Origin of the sequence: Streptomyces griseosporeus, from assembly GCF_014656055.1 — a bacterium.
Lineage (GTDB): Bacteria > Actinomycetota > Actinomycetes > Streptomycetales > Streptomycetaceae > Streptomyces > Streptomyces griseosporeus.
Window position 1 is genome coordinate 1,163,252 of sequence record NZ_BNBR01000001.1, and the last position, 23,963, is coordinate 1,187,214.

21 protein-coding genes are annotated in these 23,963 nt (G+C 72.7%); 7 read left to right on the plus strand and 14 right to left on the minus strand.

From position 1 onward, the window contains the following. Nucleotides 1-208: 208 nt before the first annotated feature. The 7 genes from IE308_RS05125 to IE308_RS05155 all read right to left on the minus strand — a co-directional run bounded on the left by IE308_RS05125 (nt 209) and on the right by IE308_RS05155 (nt 7,312). Entirely contained in the window at nt 209-997 is a 789-nt protein-coding gene (locus IE308_RS05125) for an ABC transporter ATP-binding protein (protein ID WP_190216753.1), read from the minus strand. Next, nucleotides 990-1,919 carry an ABC transporter permease gene (locus IE308_RS05130; RefSeq protein ID WP_190216754.1) on the minus strand — a complete coding sequence of 310 codons (930 nt, stop codon included), beginning with the start codon at nt 1,917-1,919 and terminating at the stop codon, nt 990-992. The genes IE308_RS05125 and IE308_RS05130 overlap by 8 nt, the downstream gene beginning before the upstream one ends. A gap of 118 nt (nt 1,920-2,037) precedes the next feature. Next, on the minus strand, nt 2,038-2,922 hold the full coding sequence (locus tag IE308_RS05135; RefSeq protein WP_190216755.1) for a glycosyltransferase family 2 protein: 885 nt from the start codon (nt 2,920-2,922) through the stop codon (nt 2,038-2,040). Then, on the minus strand, nt 2,919-3,698 hold the full coding sequence (locus tag IE308_RS05140; protein ID WP_190216756.1) for a CDP-alcohol phosphatidyltransferase family protein: 780 nt from the start codon (nt 3,696-3,698) through the stop codon (nt 2,919-2,921). The genes IE308_RS05135 and IE308_RS05140 overlap by 4 nt, the downstream gene beginning before the upstream one ends. Then, on the minus strand, nt 3,676-4,737 hold the full coding sequence (locus tag IE308_RS05145; RefSeq protein WP_110633389.1) for an iron-containing alcohol dehydrogenase family protein: 1,062 nt from the start codon (nt 4,735-4,737) through the stop codon (nt 3,676-3,678). Before IE308_RS05145 ends, IE308_RS05140 begins: the two co-directional genes overlap by 23 nt. After that, nucleotides 4,725-5,477: a phosphocholine cytidylyltransferase family protein gene (locus IE308_RS05150; protein WP_190216757.1), complete on the minus strand. Its 753-nt coding sequence runs from the start codon at nt 5,475-5,477 to the stop codon at nt 4,725-4,727. The genes IE308_RS05145 and IE308_RS05150 overlap by 13 nt, the downstream gene beginning before the upstream one ends. Beyond that, nucleotides 5,474-7,312 carry a DUF5941 domain-containing protein gene (locus tag IE308_RS05155; RefSeq protein WP_190216758.1) on the minus strand — a complete coding sequence of 613 codons (1,839 nt, stop codon included), beginning with the start codon at nt 7,310-7,312 and terminating at the stop codon, nt 5,474-5,476. Before IE308_RS05155 ends, IE308_RS05150 begins: the two co-directional genes overlap by 4 nt. Nucleotides 7,313-7,726: 414 nt before the next feature. Here IE308_RS05155 and IE308_RS05160 point away from each other — a divergent pair, with 414 nt between their 5' ends. Both IE308_RS05160 and idi read left to right on the plus strand, forming a co-directional pair. Beyond that, the gene (locus IE308_RS05160) at nt 7,727-8,665 is read left to right on the plus strand and encodes a cation diffusion facilitator family transporter (RefSeq protein ID WP_110633381.1); all 939 of its coding nucleotides are present in this window, start codon (nt 7,727-7,729) and stop codon (nt 8,663-8,665) included. 154 nt (nt 8,666-8,819) lie between these two features. Beyond that, complete coding sequence (gene idi, locus IE308_RS05165; protein WP_110633378.1) at nt 8,820-9,416, plus strand: isopentenyl-diphosphate Delta-isomerase; 597 nt, start codon at nt 8,820-8,822, stop codon at nt 9,414-9,416. A gap of 41 nt (nt 9,417-9,457) precedes the next feature. Here idi and IE308_RS05170 read toward each other — a convergent pair whose 3' ends face one another. Together IE308_RS05170 and IE308_RS05175 are read right to left on the minus strand one after the other, a co-directional pair. Then, on the minus strand, nt 9,458-9,967 hold the full coding sequence (locus tag IE308_RS05170; RefSeq protein WP_110633375.1) for an ATP-binding protein: 510 nt from the start codon (nt 9,965-9,967) through the stop codon (nt 9,458-9,460). Between the two features lie 230 nt (nt 9,968-10,197). Continuing rightward, entirely contained in the window at nt 10,198-10,776 is a 579-nt protein-coding gene (locus IE308_RS05175; protein ID WP_190216759.1) for an HdeD family acid-resistance protein, read from the minus strand. A gap of 153 nt (nt 10,777-10,929) precedes the next feature. On the opposite strand from IE308_RS05175, the gene IE308_RS05180 reads away from it, so the two are divergent. Continuing rightward, entirely contained in the window at nt 10,930-11,679 is a 750-nt protein-coding gene (locus IE308_RS05180; protein WP_190216760.1) for an enoyl-CoA hydratase/isomerase family protein, read from the plus strand. On the opposite strand, the gene IE308_RS05185 is transcribed toward IE308_RS05180, so the two are convergent. Next, entirely contained in the window at nt 11,666-12,301 is a 636-nt protein-coding gene (locus tag IE308_RS05185; RefSeq protein ID WP_190216761.1) for a DJ-1/PfpI family protein, read from the minus strand. The two genes, IE308_RS05180 and IE308_RS05185, sit on opposite strands and share 14 nt — an antisense overlap. Nucleotides 12,302-12,597: 296 nt before the next feature. Further along, on the minus strand, nt 12,598-13,560 hold the full coding sequence (locus IE308_RS05190) for a GlxA family transcriptional regulator (RefSeq protein ID WP_190216762.1): 963 nt from the start codon (nt 13,558-13,560) through the stop codon (nt 12,598-12,600). A gap of 124 nt (nt 13,561-13,684) precedes the next feature. On the opposite strand from IE308_RS05190, the gene IE308_RS05195 reads away from it, so the two are divergent. The 3 genes from IE308_RS05195 (at nt 13,685) to IE308_RS05200 (ending at nt 17,367) form a co-directional block, all read left to right on the plus strand. After that, nucleotides 13,685-14,554 (plus strand): SCO6745 family protein, encoded by an 870-nt coding sequence (locus tag IE308_RS05195; protein WP_190216763.1) that lies wholly within the window; start codon nt 13,685-13,687, stop codon nt 14,552-14,554. A gap of 131 nt (nt 14,555-14,685) precedes the next feature. Then, nucleotides 14,686-14,817 (plus strand): LPFR motif small protein, encoded by a 132-nt coding sequence (locus IE308_RS37185; protein WP_268256463.1) that lies wholly within the window; start codon nt 14,686-14,688, stop codon nt 14,815-14,817. 147 nt (nt 14,818-14,964) lie between these two features. After that, nucleotides 14,965-17,367: a Tex family protein gene (locus IE308_RS05200; RefSeq protein ID WP_190216764.1), complete on the plus strand. Its 2,403-nt coding sequence runs from the start codon at nt 14,965-14,967 to the stop codon at nt 17,365-17,367. 36 nt (nt 17,368-17,403) lie between these two features. Here IE308_RS05200 and IE308_RS05205 read toward each other — a convergent pair whose 3' ends face one another. The 3 genes from IE308_RS05205 to IE308_RS05215 all read right to left on the minus strand — a co-directional run bounded on the left by IE308_RS05205 (nt 17,404) and on the right by IE308_RS05215 (nt 22,265). Then, nucleotides 17,404-19,041, minus strand: coding sequence for an ABC-F family ATP-binding cassette domain-containing protein (locus tag IE308_RS05205; protein WP_190216765.1), 1,638 nt, complete (start codon nt 19,039-19,041; stop codon nt 17,404-17,406). A 73-nt stretch (nt 19,042-19,114) separates the two neighbouring features. Continuing rightward, the gene (locus IE308_RS05210) at nt 19,115-20,140 is read right to left on the minus strand and encodes an oxidoreductase (protein WP_190216766.1); all 1,026 of its coding nucleotides are present in this window, start codon (nt 20,138-20,140) and stop codon (nt 19,115-19,117) included. A gap of 169 nt (nt 20,141-20,309) precedes the next feature. Further along, on the minus strand, nt 20,310-22,265 hold the full coding sequence (locus IE308_RS05215) for a Xaa-Pro dipeptidyl-peptidase (RefSeq protein WP_190216767.1): 1,956 nt from the start codon (nt 22,263-22,265) through the stop codon (nt 20,310-20,312). A 187-nt stretch (nt 22,266-22,452) separates the two neighbouring features. Between IE308_RS05215 and IE308_RS05220 the strand changes: the two genes are divergently transcribed. After that, nucleotides 22,453-23,958 carry a M1 family metallopeptidase gene (locus tag IE308_RS05220; protein ID WP_190216768.1) on the plus strand — a complete coding sequence of 502 codons (1,506 nt, stop codon included), beginning with the start codon at nt 22,453-22,455 and terminating at the stop codon, nt 23,956-23,958. Nucleotides 23,959-23,963: the final 5 nt, after the last annotated feature.

Sequence of the window (23,963 nt, forward strand, 5' to 3'; positions counted from 1 at the left end):
GTGTCGCGCATTATCTCCCCACTTGCCGCCTTTGGGGACCGGTACAGCTTACGTTGTACAACGCAGCGGGGACCGCGGGGGTGTCCTGCACATCACAACAACACACCGATTGGCTCCAAGATTCCTTACGGGAGCCGTAGTTGACGTTTCTTTTGCAGACGCAGGGCCCCGCCGGAGCAGTTCCGGCGGGGCCCTGGGCCGGTCGGGGTCACTTCCCCGTGAACTTCTCGTACTCCTTGAGCACCTCTTCCGTGGGCCCGTCCATGCGCAGTTCGCCGCGCTCCAGCCACAGCACACGGTTGCAGGTGTCACGGATGGACTTGTTGCTGTGGCTGACCAGGAACACCGTGCCCGCCTCCTTGCGCAGCTCCCGGATGCGCTCCTCGGAGCGCTTCTGGAACTTCGCGTCACCGGTGGCGAGGGCCTCGTCGATCATCAGGACGTCGTGGTCCTTGGCGGCGGCGATGGAGAAGCGCAGCCGGGCGGCCATGCCGGAGGAGTAGGTGCGCATCGGCAGGGTGATGAAGTCGCCCTTCTCGTTGATGCCGGAGAAGTCGACGATGTCCTGGTAGCGCTCCTTGATCTCCTCCCGGGACATGCCCATGGCGAGCCCGCCGAGGATCACGTTGCGCTCGCCGGTGAGGTCGTTCATCAGCGCCGCGTTCACGCCGAGGAGCGAGGGCTGGCCGTCGGTGTAGACCTTGCCCGACTCCGGGGGCAGCAGGCCGGCGATGGCGCGCAGCAGGGTGGACTTGCCGGAGCCGTTGGAGCCGATCAGGCCGATGGCCTCGCCGCGGTAGGCGACGAAGGAGACCCCCCGCACGGCGTGCACCTTGCGCACCCCGCGCGCGGCCTCGTCGGAGCCCCGCTTCAGGATGCGGCTGAGGGCCGCGGTGGCGCTGCCCTTGCCGCCCCCGCCGCCGTTGACCCGGTAGACGATGTGCACGTCGTCGGCGATGACGGTGGGGACGCGGGCGTCGGTGCGCTGCTCAGCCACGGCCGTACCTCTCCTCGGCCTTCCAGAAGTACACGAAGCCGCCGGCCGCGAAGAGCACGGCCCAGCCGACCGCCGCCGCCCACACGTGGGGAGGCAGATTGGACGAGCCGTAGCCGTCGATGAGGGCGAAGCGCATCAGGTCCATGTAGATGGCGGCGGGGTTCCACTGCAGGGCGGTGGTGACCCAGTCCGGCTTGTCCGCCAGCATCACCGGGATGGAGAACATCACGCCGGACGCGTACATCCAGGTCCGCATGACGAACGGCATCAGCTGCGCGAGGTCGGGGGTCTTGGCGCCGGCCCGCGCCATGATCAGGGCGAGGCCGGTGTTGAACAGGAACTGCAGCGCCAGCACCGGCACGATCAGCAGCCAGGACAGGTCCGGGTAGCTGCCGAACCCGGCCGCCACCAGAAACAGCACGATCATCGAGAACAGCAGCTGCTGGAGCTGCTGGAGGGAGAAGGAGACCGGCAGCGAGGCGCGCGGGAAGTGCAGCGCGCGCACCAGGCCGAGGTTGCCGGAGATCGCACGGACGCCCGCCATCACGGACGACTGCGTGAAGGTGAAGACGAAGACGCCCGTGACGAGGAACGGGATGTACACCTCGCGGGCCATCCCGCGGTCCGCCTTGAGGATCACGCCGAAGATGAAGAAGTACACGGCCGCGTTCAGCAGCGGCGTGGCCACCTGCCAGAGCTGGCCGAGCTTGGCCTGGCTGTACTGGGCGGTCAGCTTCGCCTGGGAGAACGCGAGGATGAAGTGGCGGCGCCCCCACAGCTGCCGGACGTACTCGCCGAGGCCGGGCCGGGCACCGCTCACGGACAGCCCGTACCGGGCGGCGAGCTCGGCCGCCGTGAGGCCCTCGTCGGGCGATGCGGCCCCGCTCAGCGTGACGGGGTCGTCATGCGTTGTCTCACTCACAAGTGGAAACTTTCGTCTTCGGATTGCGCGGCCTGTACGGGCGTGCGGCCGGGACCGGGTCGGTCCCTCCGGCCGGAGCCGTCGGGTCACGGCCCGCACGCTCTCACGGTCGAGCCTGTCAGATGACCGGCGGGCGGCCCAGTCTCGTCAGCCGCCACACGGTACGCCACTTCATGGGCCGGCGGGGCCCGCACGGGGTGGTCCAGCCCTCCCGGAACCCGCCGAACCAGGCCCTCAGCGCCGCCACCCGCGGCCGGCGCAGCAGCGTCAGCAGCAGCCAGACCCCGAGGTAGACGGGGACGAGCGGGGCGGGCAGGTTGCGGCGGGCCAGCCAGACCCGGTTGCGGGCGACCATGCGGTGGTAGACCGCGTGCCGCGAGGGCGCGGTCGCCGGGTGGTACAGCACCATGTCGGACCGGTAGTCGATCATCCAGCCCGCGTCGAGGGCCCGCCATGCCAGGTCGGTTTCCTCATGGGCGTAGAAGAATTCCTCCGGCAGCGTCCCGACCTGCTGGAAGACCGCGGTGCGTACGGCGTTGGCGCCGCCGAGGAAGGTGGTGACCCGCGAGGAGCGCATCGGGTCGGCGGCGCGCAGCCGCGGCACGTGGCGGCGCTGGGTGACGCCGGAGGCGGGGTCGGCGATGCGGAAGCTGATGATGCCGAGCCGCGGATCGGCCGCGAAGGCCTGCCGGCACAGCTCGGCGGTGTCGGTGCGGGCGAGCAGCCCGTCGTCGTCGAGGAACAGCAGGATGTCGACGTCCCGGCCGCCCGGGCCGAACGCCTCGATGCCGGCGTTGCGCCCGCCCGGGATGCCGAGGTTCTCCGGCAGCTCGATCGTGCGCACCCCGGCGGGCAGGTCCGGCACCGGGGAGCCGTTGCCGACGACGACCACCTCGACGGGGTCGCCGTCCTGCGCGGCGACGGACTCCAGCAGCGCCCGCAGTTCCCCGGGGCGGTTGCCCATGGTGATGACGACCGCGCCGACCTTCACCGGAACGCTCACTTCAGCCTGCGCGAGGCGAGCACGGACACCAGGTGCAGCACGGTCTGCAGCATCGCGATGCCGGCCAGCACGGCGGTGCCGAGGCGGGTGAAGTACAGGTCGCCGCGGACGTGGTCGGCGATCGCGAGGACGAGGATCAGCAGGGACGCCTCGATGCCGAGGATCAGCCGGTGGAACTTGAGCGCGGCGGCGGCCCGGCGGGCCAGCGCCATGCCGGAGGAGCGCATCTCGGCGGCGACCTCCTTCACCGGAGGCATCCCGGCCTGGTGGCGGGCGACGCCGACCAGGTCGGTCTCGGCCTTGATGAGGATCGCGCCGAGCGCGGCGAGCGTGCCGAGGAAGGCCCACAGCCAGTCGATGCGCCCGCTGCCGAACAGGTCGGCGGCGCGCAGGCCGAGCCCGACCAGCACGGCCGCGTCGGTCAGATAGGCGCCGACCCGGTCCAGGTAGACCCCGCCGAGGGAGTACTGCTTCTTCCAGCGGGCGATCTCGCCGTCGACGCAGTCGAGCAGCAGGTACAGCTGCACCATGACCACGCCCAGCACGGCCCCCCACACGCCCGGCACCAGCAGCGCCGGGGCGGCGAGGACGCCGCACAGGGTCATCAGGTAGGTGAGCTGGTTGGGCGTGACCCGGGTGTTGACCAGGTAGCGGTCGACGCGCAGGGACACCTCGCGCATGTAGAGGCGTCCCATCCAGTGCTCGCCGCTGCGCCGGTCCTTCACGCCCGCGGGGTGGACGACGGGCCGGAGTTCAGCTACCGATGGCCTTGACATAGTCGGCGTAGGTGTCCTTGATCTGCTCGGTCGTGAGGTCGAGGTGTTCCAGGATGGTGTAGCGGCCGGGGCGGGTCTGCGGGGCGAACTCGACGACCTTCACGAACTCCTCCGCCGAGAAGCCGAAGTCCTCCGCGCGCACCGGCAGCCCGTGCCGGCGCAGCACCTCGGTCATGAACACCGACTCCTCCGGCGCCCCGCGCAGCCACATCGCGAAGGCCGCGCCGAAGCCGCACTGCTCGCCGTGGGCGGCGGCCCGCTTGGGGAAGAGCAGGTCGAAGGCGTGGTTGATCTCGTGGCAGGCCCCGGAGGACGGCCGGGAGTCACCGGAGACCGACATGGCGATGCCGCTGAGGACCAGCGCCTCGGCGAGCACCTGCAGGAAGTCGTTGTCGCCGATGCCGCCGGGGTGGCGGAGCACCGCCTCGCCGGCCTGGCGGGCCATCGCCGCGGCCAAACCGTCGATCTTCTCGCCGTTGACCCGGTTGGCCAGCTCCCAGTCGCGGATCGCGGAGATGTTGGAGATCGCGTCGCCGATGCCGGCCCGGACGAAGCGCACCGGCGCCTCGCGGATGACGTCGAGGTCGATCACCACGGCGATCGGGTTGGGCACGCCGTAGGAGCCGCGGCCGGCGTCGTTGTCGAGGGTCGCCACCGGGGAGCACAGGCCGTCGTGGGCCAGGTTGGTGGGGACCGCGACCAGCGGCAGGCCGACCCGCGCCGCGGCGAACTTGGCGCAGTCGATGATCTTCCCGCCGCCGAGGCCGACGACGGCGTCGTAGTGGCCGGCCTTCATCTCGCCGGCCAGCCGGATCGCGTCGTCGAGGGTGCCGCCGCCGACCTCGTACCAGTCGGCGCCGGGCAGCGACGGCGCGATCCGCTCGCGCAGCCTGGCTCCCGAGCCGCCGCTGACCGCGACGGCGAGCCTGCCGGAGTGCGAGATCCGCTCGTCGGCGAGGACGTTGCCGAGGTCGTCCAGGGCGCCGGGGCGGATGTCGACGACGACCGGCGAGGGGATGAGCCGGGTCAGTAGAGGCACGCGATCTCCCGTCCGCGGGCCAGGTCGTCGTGGTTGTCGATCTCGACCCACTGGACGTCACCGATGGGGGCGACGTCGATGCGGAAGCCGCGGTTGACCAGCTCCTGGTAGCCGTGCTCGTAGAACTGCTGGGGGTCGGTCTCCCACACGGTCTTCAGCGCGTCGGCCAGCTCGGCCGCGGCGTCGCCCTCGATGAGCGTGACACCGATGTACTCGCCGGTCGCCTCGGCGGGGTCCATCAGCTTGGTGATCTTCTGGACGCCCTTCTCCGGGTCGACGACGACCTTCATCTCCTCGTCGGCGAGGCTCTTCACCGTGTCGAGGGCGAGGATGATCTTCTTGCCGTCGCCGCGGGCGGCGAGCAGGGTCTTCTCGACGGAGACCGGGTGGACGGTGTCGCCGTTGGCGAGGATCACGCCGTCCTTGAGGGCGTCACGGCCGCACCACAGGGAGTAGGCGTTGTTCCACTCCTCGGCCTTGTCGTTGTCGATCAGGGTGAGCTTGAGGCCGTACTTCTGCTCCAGGGCCTCCTTGCGCTCGTACACGGCCTCCTTGCGGTAGCCGACGATGATCGCGACCTCGGTCAGGCCGATCTCGGCGAAGTTGCCGAGGGTGAGGTCGAGCACCGTGATGCTGTCCTCGTTGCCTGCGGGCCCCACCGGCACCAGCGCCTTGGGCAGCGTGTCGGTGTAGGGGCGCAGACGCCGTCCGGCGCCGGCCGCCAGCACGAGGCCGATCATGCGGTTTCTCCTTCGTCGTGTACGGCGGGCGCGCCACCCTGGTGGGCGGCCACCCAGAAGCGGATGCTCTCGGCGAGCACCAGCACGGCGACGGCCACGGCGAGTGCCGTGAGCGCCACCTCGAACTGCGGGGCGGTGAGCAGTGCGGCCAGGACGGTGACGAGCAGCGTCCGGCCCTCGTGTCCCCCGGTGGCCCTGACGAGCCAGGCCGGGGGTGCTCCGGCGTTGCCGCGGATGCGGTACACCGTGTCGTAGTGATGGTAGGCGACGGCCGCCACCAGCCCGAAAGCCGCCGGAAGCACGCCGTTCACCCCCGATGTCGCGGCGAGGACCAGCACGGTGCCGTACTCGCCGGCGCGGAAGAGCGGCGGGACGAGCCAGTCCAGGGGCCCGGTCAGCGGGCGGGAGACGGCCTCGGCGGCGCACAGCGTGTACAGGCCGGCGAGCAGGACGACCCACCAGCTCGGGCCCCAGGACCAGGCGGCGAGCACGACGGCGGCGGCGCCGAGGGCGGCGGCGAGCGGGGCGACGCGGGGGCCGGTCGCCGGCACCAGGCGGACGAGCAGCTGCACGACCGGACCGTCGTCCGCGAGGTCGGCCAGCGCCTGCGCCGCCCGGTCGGTGCGGCGGGCCTTGCGGGTGACGGAGCGCAGGACGCGGCCGGCGGTGGTGTAGAGGGTGGCGAAGGCCATCCAGGCGAGGAGCGCGCAGAAGGTGACGCGCGGGGTGGTGAGCGCGGTCAGCAGGGCGATCATGGCCCAGCGCTCGCCGATGGGCAGGATGATCACGCGCCGGACCCACACGCTCCAGCCGACGCCGTCGAGCCGTTCGGACAGGGCGGCGGTGGGGGCCGCGGCGGAGGTGGCGTCGGCGTCCTGCTGGGCCTCGATGAAGGCGAAGTCCACCATGTGCCGGGTGGTCTGCAGGACCATCGCGGCGAGCGCGAGCGCCCATACGTCGTCGGTGCCGCCGTGGGTGGCGCCGAGCGCGAGGCCGGCGTAGAAGGCGAACTCCTTGGCCCGGTCGAAGGTGGCGTCCAGCCAGGCGCCGAGCGTGGAGTACTGCAGGGAGTAGCGGGCGAGCTGGCCGTCGGTGCAGTCCAGCACGAAGGAGGCGATGAGCAGCACGCCGGCCGCGACGAAGCCGCCGCGGGCGCCTGTGGCGGCGCAGCCGGCCGCGATCAGCGCGGTGAGCAGCGAGGCGGTGGTGACCTGGTTGGGGGTCAGGCCGCGCCGGGCGCACCAGCGGGCGATGTAGCGCGAGTAGGGGCTGATGCAGTACGTGGTGAACAGGCCGTCGCCGGACTTCACGGCCGACTTCAGGCGTACGGCCTCCTCGTCGACGGCGGCGACGGCCTGCCGTGCCTCGTTGCGGGCCTGCGGGTCGGCGGGCACGGCGGCGACCAGGCTGCCGAGGGCGGGGCGGTGCACGTCGGCGCCGTCCGCGTCGAGCGCGGCGGTGATGCGGTCGGCGAGGCCGTCCACGACGACCGCGGTGCCGTCCCCGGCGCCGGGGACGGCGTCCGTGCCGGTCGCGGAGTGCTCACGGGCCATGGCGCGGGTGAGGGCCTGGCGGCCGGCCGCGCGCGCCGAGACGGCGCCCGGTATCGCGGCGAGCGCGAAGCGCGGGTCGGTCAGGGCCAGCCGCAGGGCGTGCACATGGCCGACGAAGCGGGCGTCGACGACGGCGACCCGGTCCTCCTCGGGGACCCGGGCGAGCAGCGTCTCCGCGTGGGCGGCGTCGGTGGCGGGGCGTACCTCGAACCCCAGCGCCCGCAGATCGCCCTCGATCGACGAGCCGGGGACCGGCTGACCGGTGAGGATGGCGGTCGGCAACCGAACTCACTTCCCTGGGTGCCGGCGCGCTGCGCCGGTGCTGAGCATGGTGGGGACGCCCCTGGGCTTGCCAGCCGGGCGGCATGTCCGGCAGAGGCTATCCGATACGGGATGAGCGGTGTTCACCGCCCGTTCACGGGCCGCTCCCCGCCGGATCCGCGCCGGTTCCGTGCGGCTCGCGGGGCCTGTGCCGAGATCATCATCGGCGATGGGCCGCGCGCCCGACAAACCGTGCACGCATACCCGGCATTCGGGACATCGGGGCGCTCTGACCTGCGGAAGCCCGCAGATCGCGGCCGGCGATGCGTTTCTGCAGGTCAGAGCAGATGACAACGGTGTTCAGTACCGCGTTGCCGGATACCCCCCACCCGTAGTTCACTGGGGGTTCCGGACGGCCGGCGGAAGGGCGGGTTCATGGGGGCTGGGCACGATCACGGGCATACGCACGCGGCGCCGGCGGGCGGCACCGCCGCCGCGGCGTACCGCGGCCGGCTGCGGGTGGCGCTGGGGATCACGGTCACCGTCATGGTGGTCGAGATCGTCGGCGGGCTCGTCGCCGACTCGCTCGCGCTGATCGCCGACGCGGCCCACATGGCGACCGACGCCGTCGGGCTGGGCATGGCACTGCTGGCCATCCACTTCGCGAGCCGCCCGGCCGGCGCCAACCGCACCTTCGGGTACGCCCGCGCGGAGATCCTCGCCGCCCTCGCCAACTGTCTGCTGCTGCTCGGGGTCGGCGGCTACGTCCTGTACGAGGCGGTGCAGCGGTTCCTCACGCCCGCGGGGACCGAGGGCTCCCTGATGGTCGTCTTCGGCGCGATCGGCCTGGCGGCGAACACGCTGTCGCTGACGCTGCTGATGCGCGGGCAGTCGGAGAGCCTGAACGTGCGGGCGGCGTTCCTGGAGGTGGCGGCGGACGCGCTGGGGTCGCTGGCGGTGATCGTCTCGGCCGCGGTGATCCTGGCCACCGGCTGGCAGGCGGCCGACCCGATCGCCTCGCTGGTCATCGGCGTGATGATCGTGCCGCGGACGCTGAAGCTGCTGCGCGAGACGCTCGACGTGCTGCTGGAGGCGGCGCCCAAGGGGGTCGACATGGACGAGGTGCGGGCCCACATCGTCGCCCTGGACGGGGTGGAGGACGTCCACGACCTGCACGCCTGGACGATCACCTCCGGCATGCCGGTGCTGTCGGCGCACGTGGTGGTGCGCTCGGACGTCCTGAACGCGATAGGGCACGAGAAGATGCTGCACGAGCTGCAGGAGTGCCTCGGCGGTCACTTCGACGTGGAGCACTGCACCTTCCAGCTGGAGCCGGTCGGGCACGCGGAGCACGAGGCGCGGCTCTGCCACTGACGCCCGCACTCCCGTACTGGCGTTCAGGCGGTTCCCGGACCGCGGCACCGGGAATGATCACCTATCGGGCCCCGCTTCCGGACGCCGTGGCGTGCCGGGAGTGCCTGAGGTGTACGGCAGACTGGGGGCGCGAGGACCGATGCGAAGGATGGGTATGCCGATCACTCCTGCCACCGCGGCGCACAGTTCGTCGGCGAACGGCACCGCGGATGCGATTTTGCTCGAACTGGTCGACGAGAACGGCGTGACGATCGGCACGGCGGAGAAGCTCACCGCCCATCAGCCGCCCGGGCAGCTGCACCGGGCGTTCTCGGTGTTCCTCTTCGACGACCGGGGGCGGCTGCTGCTCCAGCAGCGGGCGCTGGGCAAGTACCACTCCCCCGGCGTGTGGTCCAACACCTGCTGCGGCCACCCCTACCCGGGTGAGGCGCCGTTCGCGGCGGCGGCCCGGCGCACCTTCGAGGAGCTGGGGGTCTCCCCGTCGCTCCTCGCGGAGGCGGGCACCGTGCGCTACAACCACCCGGATCCGGCCTCGGGCCTGGTGGAGCAGGAGTTCAACCACCTGTTCGTGGGCCTGGTGCAGACCCCGCCGCGGCCGGACCCGGAGGAGGTCGGGGCGACCGCCTTCGTGACCGCCGCCGAGCTGGCGGAGCGGCATGCGCGCGACCCGTTCTCGGCGTGGTTCATGACGGTGCTGGACGCGGCCCGTCCCGCGATCAGGGAGCTGACGGGCCCGTCGGCCGGCTGGTGAGCCGTCGGCTCCCTTTCCTCCACGGAAGCCGTACGGCGGTTCTAACGCAGTGCGGCGGGTTTGAGCGGCAGGGCGGCCCAGATCACCTTGCCGCCGCTCGCCGTGTGCTCGACGTCGCAGACGCCGCCCGCCTCCCTGGTGATCTCGCGGACGAGGAGCAGTCCGCGGCCGCCGACCTGTGCGTGGTCGGCCTCCAGGGCGGTCGGGCGGTAGGGGTGGTTGTCCTCGACGGACACCCGCACCCACTCGGCGCCGACGGCCACCTCGACGGCGAGCATCGGGGACAGCAGGGCGGCGTGTTTGACCGCGTTGGTCACCAGTTCCGACACGATCAGCAGCAGCCCCTGCACCAGGTCGTCGGAGGCGGGCACGCCCTGGCGGTACAGCAGGTCGCGCACGGCGTGCCGCGCCTGCGGGACGGAGGAGTCGGCGGCGGGAGCGGTGAACCGCCACACCCCTTCGTACGGCAGCGGGTCCGGGGGGCTCGCCTCGTACGGTGCGTCCGCTCCGCCTGCTGGGCGTGGGCCGGGCCCGCGCCCCTGGTCGTCCATCGTCCGGTCGCCACCCTCGCGCTCGATTGTCACCACATGACGAGTGTTGGTAACGATGCGCTGCGTTCCCGATGACTGAACACAAGTCAGCGACTATCGAACGTTTCTGACCGTTGGCGTATGACACGGTCAGATGTGGGACTGCTCCTGTTCCGGCCGGACCGACTTCGCGAACTCTTCGGGTTGTACGGGTTTGGCGGCGGCGCCCTCCCGTCCGTGCCGGCGCCCCTCTAGGGGATCCGGTCGGAGACCATGCCGACGATCCTGCGGCCGCCGAACCCGGTGGCGAGCAGGCCGAGGCCGTCGAAGAGCAGGGCCAGGGAGAAGAACGTGCCGATGACGTACTGACTGCTGCTCGGCCACTCGGCCAGCACCAGGATGCCCAGCAGCAGGTCGAAGACGCCGAGCAGCAGGGTCCAGCCGAACTGGGAGCCGCGCACCACCAGGCTGCCGACCACCCGGAACAGGCCCGCGCTCAGGAACAGCAGCGCGGCGAACATGGTGAGCGCCGCGGCGGCCGCGTCGGGACGGCGGATGACGACGACACCGGCGGCGATGTTGAGGGCGGCGACGATCACGCCGAGCCAGAAGAAGCTGGTCCCGCGGGCCTGGACGGCGTGGAGCAGGCCCACCACGCCCCCGATCAGCAGCAGCCAACCGAAGAGGATCATCGAGGTGAGGGTGGCGACGGCGACGTAGACGAGTCCGACGAGGCCGGCGATCACCAGGATCACACCGAGCACGGCGATCCAGCTGAAGTCGCGCTTGAGCTTCTTCGCCTCGGGCCGGCGACGTTTGGACTTGGCCATGGGGGGCCTCCTCGGTTTCCTTGCCCTATCAGTAACGTTTGCCCAGACAGCTCCCGGTGTCACCCGTCCCACCGGATCTGTCCCCTCCGGCCGGTGTTCCCCCGGCCGACGCCGCCGCCCAGCCCCGCGAGGTGGCCGGATAGCATCCGGCGCATGGAGCCCCAGCTGCTGCACAGCGTCACCGAGTCGGTCGCCACGGTCGTCATCCGGCATCCGGAGCGGCGCAACGCCATGACGGCCGGGATGTGGCGGGCGCTGCCGCCGCTGCTGGACGGCCTGGCCGCCGACCCGGAGGTGCGGGCGCTGGTGCTGACCGGGGAGGGCGGCACGTTCTGCGCGGGCGCGGACATCACCTCGCTGCGGGAGGGGCCGCAGGAGGCGCAGGAGCTGGCCGTGCGGGCCGAGGAGGCGCTCGCGGCGTTCCCGAAGCCGACCCTGGCGGCGGTGCGGGGGCACTGCGTGGGCGGCGGCACACAGCTCGCCGCGGCGTGCGATCTGCGGTTCGCCGAGGAGGGCGCGCTGTTCGGGGTGACTCCGGCCAAGCTGGGGATCGTGTACCCGGCGTCCTCCACCCGCCGTCTGGTCTCGCTGGTGGGCAAGGCCGGCGCCAAGTACCTGCTGTTCTCGGGCGAGTTGATCGACGCGGCGCGGGCGCTGCGCACCGGACTGGTCGACGAGGTCCTGCCGGGGGGCGACCTCGACAAGCGGGTCGCCGAGTTCACCCGGATCCTGGTCTCCCGCTCGCAGCTGACGCAGGCCGCGGCCAAGGAGTTCGCCGACGGGCGCACCGACCGGGACGTCCACTGGGCCGAGCGGGCGCGCGGCAGCGGCGAGGCCGCGGAGGGCGTCGCCGCGTTCCTGGAGCGCAGGCAGCCGCGCTTCACCTGGACTACGTCAGGATGAACCGGCTCCTCGCGCGCAGCGCCTCGACGAGGTGCGCGGGGGCCTTGTCCGGAGAACCGGCGTCGTAGGCGGGCTGCGGGTCGTACTCGGTACCCAGTTGCACCGCCTGGGCGACATCGTCGCCGGCGATCCGGCCGACGAGGCTCAGGCCCATGTCGATGCCGGCGGAGACACCGGCGGCCGTGACGTACTTGCCGTCGAACACGACGCGCTCGCCGGTGGGTTCGGCGCCGTACGCCCGGAGCTGGTCGAGGGCGAGCCAGTGCGAGGTGGCGCGGCGGCCGCGCAGCAGCCCGGCCGCAGCCAGCAGCAGGGAGCCGCTGCACACGGAGGTCGTCCAGGTGCTCGTGGCGTCGGCGGCGCGCAGCCAGTCCAGCAGCGGCGCGTGCTCCATCAGCGCGCTCTGGCCGGGTCCGCCGGCCACGACGACGACGTCGGGGTGCGGGACCTCGGCGAGCGCCTTGTCGGCGGTGAGCGCGACGACGCCGGTCTCGGTGCGCAGGGGGCCGGGCCGCTCGGCGACGAAGACGGTCTCGGCGCCCGGGAGACGGGAGAGCATCTCGTAGGGGCCGACGACGTCGAGGGCGGTGAAGCGGTCGTAGATGACGAAGGCGATCTGCATGGGGTTCCTCTCGGTGGTGGGCGCTCCGGTGTCCCGCGTGGGTCGGCGGGCCGGAGTCGCCGTCGGGTGGCGGGCGGTCGGGTGATCCACGTGGGTCAGCGGGCCGGTGCCGTCGTGGTGGGCTGTCCGTCGTTCCAGGTGGGTCAGCGGGCCGGGGTCGCCGTCGGGTGACGGGCGGCCGGGTGATCCGGGTGGGTCAGCGGGCCGGTGCCGTCGTGGTGGGCTGTCCGTTGTTCCGGGTGGATCAGCGGGCCGGGTCGCCGTCGCGTGGTGCGCTGTCGGTCGTTCCGGGTGGGTCAGCGGGCCGGTGCCGTCGGGCGGAAGCGGCGCCGGTACTCGGCCGGGGCGGCGCCGAGCGCCTTCACGAAGGCGCGGCGCATCGCCTCGGGGGTGCCGTAGCCGCTCGCGCGGGAGATCTCCTCGACGCCGTCGGTCGTGTCCTCCAGCAGGCGCCGGGCGTGTTCGAGGCGGACCCGGTCGACGTAGCGGCCGGGGGTCATGCCCGTCTCGGCGTGGAAGGCGCGGGCGAAGTGGCGGGGCGAGAGCAGCGCGCGGGCGGCGAGCGCCTCGACGCTCAGGTCCGCGTCCGGGTGCTCGGTGATCCACCGCTGGACCTCGCGCAGCGGTTCCCGGCGGGCGGTCTGGGTGGCTAGCTGGGCGCTGAACTGGGCCTGGTTGCCGGGGCGGCGCAGGAAGACCACCAGGTGGCGGGCGACGGTGAGGGCGGTCTCCCGGTCCAGGTCCTCCTCGACCAGGGCGAGCGCGAGGTCGATGCCGGAGGTGACGCCGGCGGAGGTGGCGATGTGTCCGTCGCGTACGTAGATGGGGTCGGGGTCGATGTCGACGGCCGGGTGGTTGCGGGCGAGCGAGTCGCAGTACGCCCAGTGGGTCGTCGCGCGGCGGCCGTCCAGCAGGCCCGCCTGGGCGAGCCGGACGGCGCCGGTGCACACGGAGACGAGGCGCTCGGCGCGCGGGCCGTGCGCGCGCAGCCACTCGGTCAGCTCCGGGTCGGGCAGGCGGGTGCCCTGGCCGCCCGGGACGAGGAGGGTGTGCGGGTCGGGTTCGGCGGTGAGGGCCGCGTCCGGGACCAGGGTCAGCCCGCTGGAGGTGCGCACCGGGGCGCCGCCGAGCGAGGCGGTGCGGATCCGGTACGACCCCGGCCACTGCTTCTCGGCGCCCGCGAAGACCTCCAGGGGGCCCGTGACGTCGAGGCTCTGGACGCCGTCGAAGAGGACGATGAGAACGGTTCGCTGCGGCATGCCGGTGATTCTTCGGGGTCCGGAGCACGGCAGCAATGACGGGTTCCCCACCTTTCCTGCCACACGGGGGCGGGTGGCCGACCCGGGACTGGAGGAGGTACCGACCGGTCGGTAACGTGCGGGCATGACTACTGCCGTCCTGGAGCCGCGCGCCGGCCGCCGCTGTCACAACGCGCTGAACTCCCTGCACGCCACCCACTACTTCGCGCCCGAGCTGGGCAAGGAGCTGGGGGCGATCGGCGTCACGGATCCGCGTGCCGTCAACTTCGCGGTGCGGTCCGCCGCGCTCGGTCCGGTGGGAGCCGGCACCGTGGCGGCGACCTTCTACAACTACAAGTACGAGCTGGTGGCACGGCATGTGCCCGCCGTGTGGGAGACCGCCTCGCCCGAGGACGTCCTCGCGGCACGCGCGCGTGCCGTCGACGCCTCGCTGCGGCGGCTGCTGGGCACCGAGGTGCTCGCGTCCGCGGAGATGGCCGAGGCCGCGCGGCTGGCGCTGCGCGCCGCGGAGGCCTGCACGCGCGCGGGGCGCCCGCTGTACTCCGGGCACGCCGACCTGCCCGTGCCCGAGGAGCCGCACCTGGCGTACTGGCACGCGGCGACGCTGCTGCGCGAGCACCGCGGCGACGGGCACCTCGCCGTGCTCGTGGCGGCCGGGCTCGACGGTCTGGAGGCCGTGGTGACGCACACCGCCACCGGCAAGGGCATGGCGCCGAAGTGGGTGTCTGTGACCCGTGGCTGGACCCGGCAGGACTGGGACGCGGCGGTGGACCGGCTGCGCTCACGCGGCCTCCTCGACGCCGACGGCGAGCTGACGCAGGCGGGCGTCGCCCTGCGGGAGCAGATCGAGTCCGACACCGACCGCCTTGACCGGACCCCGTACGAGCACCTCGGCGCGGAGGGCGTGGCCCGCCTGACGGAACTCGCCACCGCCTTCGCCCGCACCGCCGTGGGGTCGGGGGCCTTCCCCGCGGATCTCTTCGGCAAGGGGTGAGCCTCCGGCCCGGCGCGGGCTCGGTCGCGCGGTCGACTGGCCGCCGGGAGCATGGGCGTGCGCCGGTGCGGTACCCGTCCCCCGCAGCCCGTGAGGGTGTCTCACGGGCCGTTCGACGAGAGGGGACACACGTGTTGCGTGCGATCGCGGATGTGCTGCGGCAGGTCGGCTCGGCGGTGGCGACCGTCGTGACGCTGCCGTTCCGGGCGGTGGCCCGGCTGTTCGGCGGCGCCTCGGGGACGGCACGGGGGCACCGGGCCTGACCCCCGGGCGACGCGCGGCGGCGGGCCCGGCCCCCCGGTGACGGGTGCGGGCCGGGCGCCCCGCCGGGGCCGCCCTGATCCCCGGCTGTCGGTGTCACCTGCCACAATTGCCGCGCACCCCGAAGTGGAGAAGGCGGTACGGCAATCGTGACGACACCCGGGTCCCTCGGAGCAGGGTCCATCGAAGGCAGGATCGCCGAGGAGCTCGGCGTACGGGAGCGGCAGGTCAAGGCCGCCGTGGAGCTGCTGGACGGCGGTTCGACGGTGCCCTTCATCGCCCGCTACCGCAAGGAAGCGACCGAGATGCTCGACGACGCGCAGCTGCGCACGATCGAGGAGCGGCTGCGCTACCTGCGGGAGCTGGAGGAGCGCCGGACGGCGATCCTGGAGTCGGTGCGCGAGCAGGGCAAGCTCACCGACGAGCTGGAGGCGCGGATCCGCGGCGCCGAGACCAAGGCGCGGCTGGAGGACATCTACCTGCCGTACAAGCCCAAGCGGCGCACCAAGGCGCAGATCGCGCGCGAGGCGGGGCTGGAGCCGCTGGCGGACGGGCTGCTCGGCGACCCCACCGTGGAACCGCTCGCCGCCGCTGCCGCCTTCGTCGACGCGGACAAGGGCGTCGCCGATCCGCAGGCCGCGCTCGACGGGGCCCGCGCGATCCTCACCGAGCGGTTCGCGGAGGACGCCGACCTCATCGGCGAGCTGCGTGAGCGCATGTGGGTGCGCGGCCGGCTGGCCGCGAAGGTGCGCGAGGGCAAGGAGGAGGCGGGCGCCAAGTTCGCCGACTACTTCGACTTCGCCGAACCGTTCACCGAACTGCCCTCGCACCGGGTCCTCGCGATGCTGCGCGGCGAGAAGGAGGAGGTCCTCGACCTCGTCCTGGAGCCGGAGGAGCCCACGGAGGGCCCGTCGTCGTACGAGGGCATCGTCGCGGCGCGGTTCGGGATCGCCGACCGCGGCCGCCCGGCCGACAAGTGGCTGACGGACACCGTGCGCTGGGCCTGGCGGACCCGCATCCTCGTGCATCTCGGCATCGACATCCGGCTGCGGCTGCGTACGGCCGCCGAGGACGAGGCGGTGCGCGTCTTCGCCGCCAACCTGCGCGACCTGCTGCTCGCCGCCCCGGCCGGCACGCGCGCGACCCTCGGCCTCGACCCCGGCTTCCGTACGGGCGTGAAGGTCGCCGTGGTCGACGCCACCGGCAAGGTCGTCGCCACCGACGTGATCTACCCGCACGTCCCGGCCAACAAGTGGGACGAGGCCATCGCCAAGCTGGCGCGGCTGGCGAAGGAGCACGCGGTCGAGCTGATCGCGATCGGCAACGGCACGGCGTCCCGCGAGACCGACAAGCTCGCCGGTGAACTCATCAGCAGGCATCCGGAGTTGAACCTCACCAAGGTGATGGTGTCGGAGGCGGGCGCCTCCGTGTACTCGGCGTCGGCCTTCGCCTCGCAGGAGCTGCCCGAGCTGGACGTGTCGCTGCGCGGCGCGGTCTCCATCGCGCGCCGCCTCCAGGACCCGCTGGCCGAGCTGGTGAAGATCGACCCGAAGTCGATCGGCGTCGGCCAGTACCAGCACGACCTGTCCGAGGTGAAGCTGTCCCGCTCGCTGGACGCGGTGGTCGAGGACTGTGTGAACGGCGTCGGCGTGGACGTGAACACCGCCTCGGCGCCGCTGCTCGCCCGGGTGTCCGGCATCACCTCCGGGCTCGCCGAGAACATCGTCGCGCACCGCGACGCGAACGGCCCGTTCACCTCCCGCGCCCAGCTGAAGAAGGTGCCGCGGCTCGGCCCCAAGGCGTATGAGCAGTGCGCGGGCTTCCTCAGGATCCGCGGCGGCGACGACCCGCTGGACGCCTCCAGCGTGCACCCGGAGGCGTACCCGGTGGTGCGCCGCATGGTGAAGACCACCGGCCAGGAGGTCGCCGCGCTGATCGGCAACACATCGGTGCTGCGGTCGCTGAGGCCGCAGGAGTTCGTGGACGACACCTTCGGTCTGCCGACCGTCACCGACATCCTCAGGGAGCTGGAGAAGCCCGGCCGCGACCCGCGGCCCGCCTTCCGCACCGCCACCTTCAAGGAGGGCGTGGAGAAGATCTCCGACCTGTCCTCCGGGATGGTCCTGGAGGGCGTGGTGACGAACGTGGCCGCGTTCGGCGCGTTCGTCGACGTCGGCGTCCACCAGGACGGCCTGGTCCACGTGTCGGCGATGTCGAAGAACTTCGTCAAGGACCCGCGCGAGGTCGTCAAGCCGGGCGACATCGTCAAGGTGAAGGTCCTGGACGTGGACATCCCGCGCAAGCGGATCTCGCTGACGCTGCGCCTGGACGACGAGGCCGCGCCGCAGGAGCGGTCCGCGCCGGGCGCCGGACGGCAGCGCGGCGGGCGTCCGCCGCAGCAGCGGCAGGGTGGCGGGGGCCGTGGGAGCGGCGGTGGTCGCGGTGGCGGCAACGGTGGCGGCCGGCAGGCCGCGCCTCCGGCCAACAGCGCCATGGCGGACGCGCTGCGCCGCGCCGGGCTGCTCGACCCGAAGAAGGGCGGCCGGGGCTGACCCGGCGGGGGCCCGGCCGCGGGCCGGGCCCCCGTGTCAGCGTTCGGTCACCTTGCCGTCGGCGACCTCCAGGCGGCGGGTGACGCGGACCGCGTCGAGCATGCGGCGGTCGTGGGTGACCAGCAGCAGCGTGCCGTCGTAGGCGTCGAGGGCGGACTCCAGCTGCTCGATCGCGGGCAGGTCGAGGTGGTTGGTCGGCTCGTCCAGGACGAGCAGGTTGACGCCGCGGCCCTGCAGCAGGGCGAGGGCGGCCCGGGTGCGCTCGCCCGGGGACAGGCTCGCCGCCGGGCGCAGCACATGGTCGGCCTTGAGGCCGAACTTGGCGAGCAGGGTGCGCACCTCGACGGGCTCGGTGTCGGGGACGGCCGCGCAGAACGCGTCCAGCAGGTTCTCCGGACCGTGGAACAGGCCGCGCGCCTGGTCCACCTCGCCGACCAGCACCCCCGAGCCGAGCGCGGCGTGCCCGGCGGCCGGCGGGATCCGGCCGAGCAGCGCGCCGAGCAGGGTGGACTTCCCGGCGCCGTTCGCGCCGGTCACCGCGACCCGGTCGGCCCAGTCGATCTGCAGGGAGACCGGGCCGAAGGTGAAGTCGCCGCGGCGGATCTCGGCGTCCCGGAGGGTGGCGACGACGGCGCCGGAACGCGGGGCGGCCGCGATCTCCATGCGCAGTTCCCACTCCTTGCGGGGCTCCTCGACGGCATCGAGGCGTTCGATCATGCGCTGGGTCTGGCGGGCCTTCGCGGCCTGCTTCTCGCTGGCCTCGCTGCGGAACTTGCGGCCGATCTTGTCGTTGTCGCCGGCCTTGCGCCGGGCGTTCTTGACGCCCTTGTCCATCCAGGAGCGCTGCATGCGCGCCCGGTCCTCCAGCGCGGAGCGCTTGTCGGCGTACTCCTCGTACTCCTCGCGGGCGTGCCGGCGGGCGACGTCGCGTTCCTCCAGATAGGCCGCGTAGCCGCCGCCGTAGAGGGTGATCTGCTGCTGGGCGAGGTCGAGTTCGAGGACCTTGGTGACGGTGCGGGTGAGAAACTCGCGGTCGTGGCTGACGACGACGGTGCCGGCGCGCAGTCCGGTCACGAAGCGTTCCAGGCGCTCCAGGCCGTCGAGGTCGAGGTCGTTGGTCGGCTCGTCGAGCAGGAAGACGTCGTAGCGGGACAGCAGCAGGGAGGCGAGGCCGGCGCGGGCCGCCTGCCCGCCGGACAGGGAGGTCATCGGCTGGTCCAGGCCGACGGCGAGGCCGAGGGAGTCGGCGACCTCCTCGGCGCGCTCGTCCAGGTCGGCGCCACCGAGCCCGAGCCAGCGTTCCAGGCTGGTGGCGTACGCGTCGTCGGCGCCGGGCGCGCCGTCGACCAGCGCCTGGGTGGCCTCGTCCATCGCCCGCTGCGCCTCGGCGACACCGGTGCGGCGGGCGAGGAACTCCCGGACGGTCTCCCCCGGCCTGCGCTCCGGTTCCTGCGGGAGGTGGCCGACGGTGGCGGTGGGCGGGGAGAGCCGCAGCTCGCCCTGCTCGGGCGCGGTCAGCCCGGCGAGCAGTCTCAGCAGGGTGGACTTGCCCGCGCCGTTGGCGCCGACCAGCCCGATCACGTCACCGGGGGCGACGACGAGGTCGAGTCCGCTGAACAGGGTGCGGTCGCCGTGCCCGGCGGCGAGGTTCTTGGCGACGAGGGTGGCAGTCATCAGGGCGCCGATTCTATGAGGCGGCGGAGCGGCCCCGCGCTCGGGCTTCCCCGGCGGGGCCGTCGGCGGCCGCTCAGCGGGGCACCGCCTCCACCAGCACGTCCGACGACGTCCTCGCCACGAGGAAGGCCCGGCCCCGCACCGCCTTCGGGTCCAGCGGGATGCGGTGCCGGCCCGCCTCCAGGACCCCGTCGAAGACCTCCTCCTCGTGGGTCCGTGAGAGCCGGTCGAGACGGTACGCGGTGAGACGGACCCGGCACGGCGAGCCGACCTCGACGCTCGCCTCGCCGTCTGCGGCGGCCAGCCGGGTGAGCCGCCGACGGTCGGCGGGGGCGCGGTCCAGGGCGTGTTCGATCTGTGCGACGAGCAGCGGGACGATCGGGGCGAGCGCGTCGACGCAGGTGATGTCCACCCCGGCGGCGTCGAAGGCCCGGCGCACGACGGCGCGTTCGGCGTCGCCGACCGTGTCGCCGAACGCGACGGCGCCGTAGCCGCGGAGTTCGTCGGCGGGCACGTCCTGCGCGTCGCGGGTGATGTCGGCGCCGATGCCGATGGTGCGCAGCGCGGCGGCGAGCCTGGCGAGCAGAGCGACGCGGGCGCCGATCAGCAGCACTCGGCGGCGGCCCGTGCCCGGTGCGGTGCCGTCCAGGAGGGAGCGCAGGGCCGTACGGTACTCCTCGCCGCGGAAGCGGAACGGCCCGGTGCCGTGGTAGCCGTCGCGTTCCAGGTCGACGTTCTCGCCGGTCTGCCAGGCGAAGTCCCGCCAGACGTAGTCGTCGCCGTCGCGTTCGATGACCGCGGTGACGGCCCCGCACGCCAGGTCGGCGCACTCGGGGCAGCCGTAGACGACGTACCGTCCGCCGGGCAGCGGCGCCGGGGCCTGGAGCAGCAGACTGTGCACCTGCTCGGTGAAGATGGCGGGCGGCACGTCGGAGGCGAGCGGGGAGACGGCGTCCAGGTCGGAGAGCTGGAACAGCAGTGGGCGGCCGTCGACGACGAAGTCGAGGAAGTCGCGGTGGATCTGGTAGCCACCGCCGGCGAGCACCGCGCCGGCGCGCATCGCCGGGGCCAGGCCGAAGGTCGCGTACGCGGCAGACATGCGGTGAGTATTCCCCCCGCGCGGCCGATGTGAGCACGGCATGGAGGATTCCGGTACGGCCGCGCGGATGTCCGGCCCGGGGACGGGACCGTCGGCCCTGCCCCCGGGGGTGTTCAGCCGAGCACGAGGGCGCGCGGCCGGGTCGGCGGGCCGCCTCGGGGGCGCCGGCTCACCGGACGTCCCCGGGGATGCGGTGCGCGTCCGGGGACGGTCGCACGCCGTCCAGGTGTCCGGCCCCGGGCGTCGCCGCCGGCGTCCCGGTGGTGGCGCGGGCGAAGGCGGCGGTGCCGCCGAGCAGCGGGAGCCGGGCGACGGTGCGGGACAGGTCGAGGGTGAGGGTGGGGGTGGTGGAGGGCGGGTCGATGAGGTCCTTGTCGGTGCCGGCGACGATCAGCGCGAGCCGGTGCCTGGCGGGGATCACGTGGTCGGTGGCGGCGAGGGAGAGGGTGAGGGTGTAGGGCGTGCCCGGGGTGAGCGGTTCGCCCCTGCGGTCGGAGGCGTGGTTGCCGAGGTCGCCCCAGCCGCGGCTGACGACGGTGAAGCCGACGTCGGCGGTCTTGGCCCTCGTCTCCTTGTAGCAGGCGCTGTCGCCCGTGGTGCTCGCGCCCCAGCAGGTGCGGTCGGTGAGGGTGGTGATGCCCTCGGCGGCGTCGGCGTAGTCGCGGACGGTGTCGGGGCCGAGGTCGACGAGGACGGCCGACAGGTGGGCGGTGGTGGTGGTCGGGGTGGCGGTGACGGTGACCTTGGAGGTGCCGGACAGGCGCAGGGGGCGGGTGAGCGGCGCGGTGGTGAAGCCGGCCTTGTCGGGGGTCGGTTGGTCGATGTGCGCGGCCCAGTCGGTCTCGCCGTGCCGCGGGTCGTCGGTGAAGGTCTCGGTGCCGGTGGCCCGGGCGAGGCCGAGGGTGCCGACGCCGGCCTGGGTGCCGGGGGCGGGGCGCAGGAGGGTGGTCCGGGTGCCGGTGGGCGGCCAGACGGGCGAGGTGACCCACTGGTCGGGGTGGCGTTCGATGTCGGCCATCGGCTCGCGGTCGATGCCGTTGTCGTAGCCGAGGAGTTCGTGGTCGAACCAGCGGTGCAGGGTCTCCACCCAGGCGGTCCGGCGGAAATCGAAGGGGTCGACGTGGCCGGTCTGGGAGAGCCAGATCTTGCGCTCCACGTGGTGGCGTGCGAGCGCGTCCCACCACTGGCCGACGTGCTTGGTGCGGACGTTGAGGTCCTGCATGCCGTGCACGAGGAAGACGCTGGCCCGCACCTTCGCCGCGTCCTTCACGTAGTCGCGCTCGGTCCACAGGGGTGTCCAGTCGCCGGTGCGCGGGGCGCCCTCGGCCAGTTGCCGCTGGACGGCGGCGCACTTGGCGCGGGCGTCGGGGCTCTCGACGTAGTTCGACAGCCAGTCGGGGCCCGAGTCGTACAGCGGGGCGCCTTGTTGGAAGTAGTAGTCGTACCAGGAGGAGATGGCACTGATCGGGACGATCGTCTCCAGGCCCTTGACGCCGGTTGCGGCGACGCCGTTGGCGATGGTGCCGTCCCAGCTCTTGCCGATCATGCCGGTGCGGCCGTTGGTCCAGCCGGCGGTGGCGGGGGTGGTGCCGGTGCGGGTGGTGTAGGCCCTGGCGCGGCCGTTGAGCCAGTCGATGACGGCCTTGGCGGACTGGATGTCGGAGCGGCCGCCGACGTCCACGCAGCCGTCGGAGCGATTGGTTCCGGCCAGGTCGACGCCGACGAAGGCGTAGCCGCGGGGAACGAAGAAGTTGTCGTAGAACAGCGGCATCTGCACGTCGTCGCCGTGGGCGTCGTACGTCTTCTTCTGGCTCTCGTTGCCGCGTCCGCAGCAGGAGTAGTAGGGGCTGGCGTCCATGATGACGGGCACCTTGCGGCCCTGCCGGGCGGCCTCGCGGGGCCGGACGATGTCGGCGGCGACGCGGTCGGTCCTGCCGTCCCCGTCGCCGTCGAGGCCGGTGTCCACCCAGACGGCCTCGCGGACGGCGTTCTCGTACGAGTAGACGGGCCGGCTCTCCCGCGGGGTTCCGTGGGCCGTCGCCGGGGTGAGGAGGGCGGCCGGCAGGGCGACGGCCGCCGCGGTCGCGAGCGTTCTCCAGATCCTGAAGCGCGTGCGTTTCGGCATGGGCGGACGGTACATCGGTCAACTCCCGTGCAGAAGGGGGCGAGCCGGGCCGGAAAGGCGCATGGGCCAGGTTCGGTCATGACGGCCGGATGGCGATCGTGTGACAGCAGTGGCCGTGGACATGCTCAGGGCACAGGGATTCCATAGGCTCCCAACGGACAGCGTGCCCCTACGACTTGGAGCTTTCGTGCACCGCAGAATCATCGCGCCGGGCGCACTCGCTGCGGCCTCCGTCCTGCTGGCGATCCCGGCATCGGCCGCGAGCGGCACCCCCGGCGCACCGGGCATCGGCGACCCCTACTACCCGGCCTACGGCAACGGCGGCTACGACGTCTCCCACTACGACCTCCGGCTGAAGTACCAGCCGGCCACCGACGAACTGGAGGGTACGGCGACGATCCTGGCGCGGACCACGCAGGATCTGTCCCGCTTCGACCTGGACTTCCTGCTGGACGTCAGCGAGGTGCGGGTCAACGGCGCCGTCGCCTCCTTCACCACCGCGGGCGAGCACGAGCTGGTGGTGACCCCGAAGTCGCCGCTGGCCAAGGGCACGGCGGTCACCGTCGTGGTCCGCTACCGCGGTGTGCCCTCCTCGAAGAAGGCGTACGGCTTCACCAGCTGGCACCGCACCCCGGACGGCGGTGTCGGCGCCAACGAGCCCGAGGCGGCCTGGTGGTGGTTCCCGAGTAACGACCACCCCCTCGACAAGGCCACCTACGACGTGTCGGTGCTGGTGCCCGACGGCACCCAGGCCATCTCCAACGGCACGCTGCAGTCGACGAGTTCACGGCTGGGCTGGACGCGCTTCAACTGGCGCTCCAACAAGCCCCAGGCCACGTATCTCGCGACGCTCGCCGTGGGGAGGTTCGACATCACGACCGGCACCAGCGACAGCGGCATCCCCGTCGTCAACGCCTACAGCAAGGACCTCGGCGACAACTACGACGCGGCGCGCTCCAGCGTGGAGCGGACCGGGGAGATCGCGGACTGGCTGAGCGGCTGGTTCGGCCCCTACCCGTACAACGCGCTGGGCGGGTACGTCCCGAACACCACCACCGGCTACGCGCTGGAGACGCAGACGCGGCCCTTCTACAGTCCGCGGCAGTTCGCGAACGGCTCCAACACCTCCGTGGTCGTGCACGAGCTGGCCCACCAGTGGTACGGCGACCTCGTGTCCGTCGCCGGGTGGAAGGACATCTGGATCAACGAGGGCTTCGCCCGGTACGCGCAGTGGCTGTGGTCGGAGCACGAGGGCGAGGGCACCGCGCAGGAGCTGGCGGACTACGTGTACGCCTCGCACCCGGCCGACGACCCGTTCTGGACGGTGAAGCCGGGTGACCCGGGGCCGGAGAACCAGTTCGACATCGCCGTCTACGACCGGGGCGCGCTGGCGCTGCAGGCGCTGCGCAACGAGATCGGTGACGACGCCTTCTTCGCGATCCTCAAGGGCTGGCCGCAGCGGTACGCGTACGGCAACGCCTCCGTCGCCGACTTCCAGCGCTACGCCGAGCAGGTCTCCGGCAAGCCGCTGGCGGCGCTCTTCGACACCTGGCTGTTCCAGCCGGTGAAGCCGGGTGCGCCGGCGGCACGGGAGGCGTCGGTCGCGGCGCGGACGCTCGGCGCGCCCGGGGCTCCGGTGCAGCCGAGGTCCTGGAAGAAGATCGCGGCGACGAACGGCGTGCACGCGCACTGACGCCC

Coding starts and splice junctions, on each gene's coding strand:
- IE308_RS05140 (WP_190216756.1), bottom strand. CDS start 3,698: ATGTCAAGGCCATCGGTAGCTGAACTCCGGCCCGTCGTCCACCCCGCG.
- IE308_RS05150 (WP_190216757.1), bottom strand. CDS start 5,477: ATGATCGGCCTCGTGCTGGCGGCCGGCGCCGGACGGCGTCTGCGCCCC.
- IE308_RS05160 (WP_110633381.1), top strand. CDS start 7,727: ATGGGGGCTGGGCACGATCACGGGCATACGCACGCGGCGCCGGCGGGC.
- idi (WP_110633378.1), top strand. CDS start 8,820: ATGCCGATCACTCCTGCCACCGCGGCGCACAGTTCGTCGGCGAACGGC.
- IE308_RS05170 (WP_110633375.1), bottom strand. CDS start 9,967: ATGGACGACCAGGGGCGCGGGCCCGGCCCACGCCCAGCAGGCGGAGCG.
- IE308_RS05175 (WP_190216759.1), bottom strand. CDS start 10,776: ATGGCCAAGTCCAAACGTCGCCGGCCCGAGGCGAAGAAGCTCAAGCGC.
- IE308_RS05180 (WP_190216760.1), top strand. CDS start 10,930: ATGGAGCCCCAGCTGCTGCACAGCGTCACCGAGTCGGTCGCCACGGTC.
- IE308_RS05185 (WP_190216761.1), bottom strand. CDS start 12,301: ATGCAGATCGCCTTCGTCATCTACGACCGCTTCACCGCCCTCGACGTC.
- IE308_RS05190 (WP_190216762.1), bottom strand. CDS start 13,560: ATGCCGCAGCGAACCGTTCTCATCGTCCTCTTCGACGGCGTCCAGAGC.
- IE308_RS05195 (WP_190216763.1), top strand. CDS start 13,685: ATGACTACTGCCGTCCTGGAGCCGCGCGCCGGCCGCCGCTGTCACAAC.
- IE308_RS05205 (WP_190216765.1), bottom strand. CDS start 19,041: ATGACTGCCACCCTCGTCGCCAAGAACCTCGCCGCCGGGCACGGCGAC.
- IE308_RS05210 (WP_190216766.1), bottom strand. CDS start 20,140: ATGTCTGCCGCGTACGCGACCTTCGGCCTGGCCCCGGCGATGCGCGCC.
- IE308_RS05215 (WP_190216767.1), bottom strand. CDS start 22,265: ATGCCGAAACGCACGCGCTTCAGGATCTGGAGAACGCTCGCGACCGCG.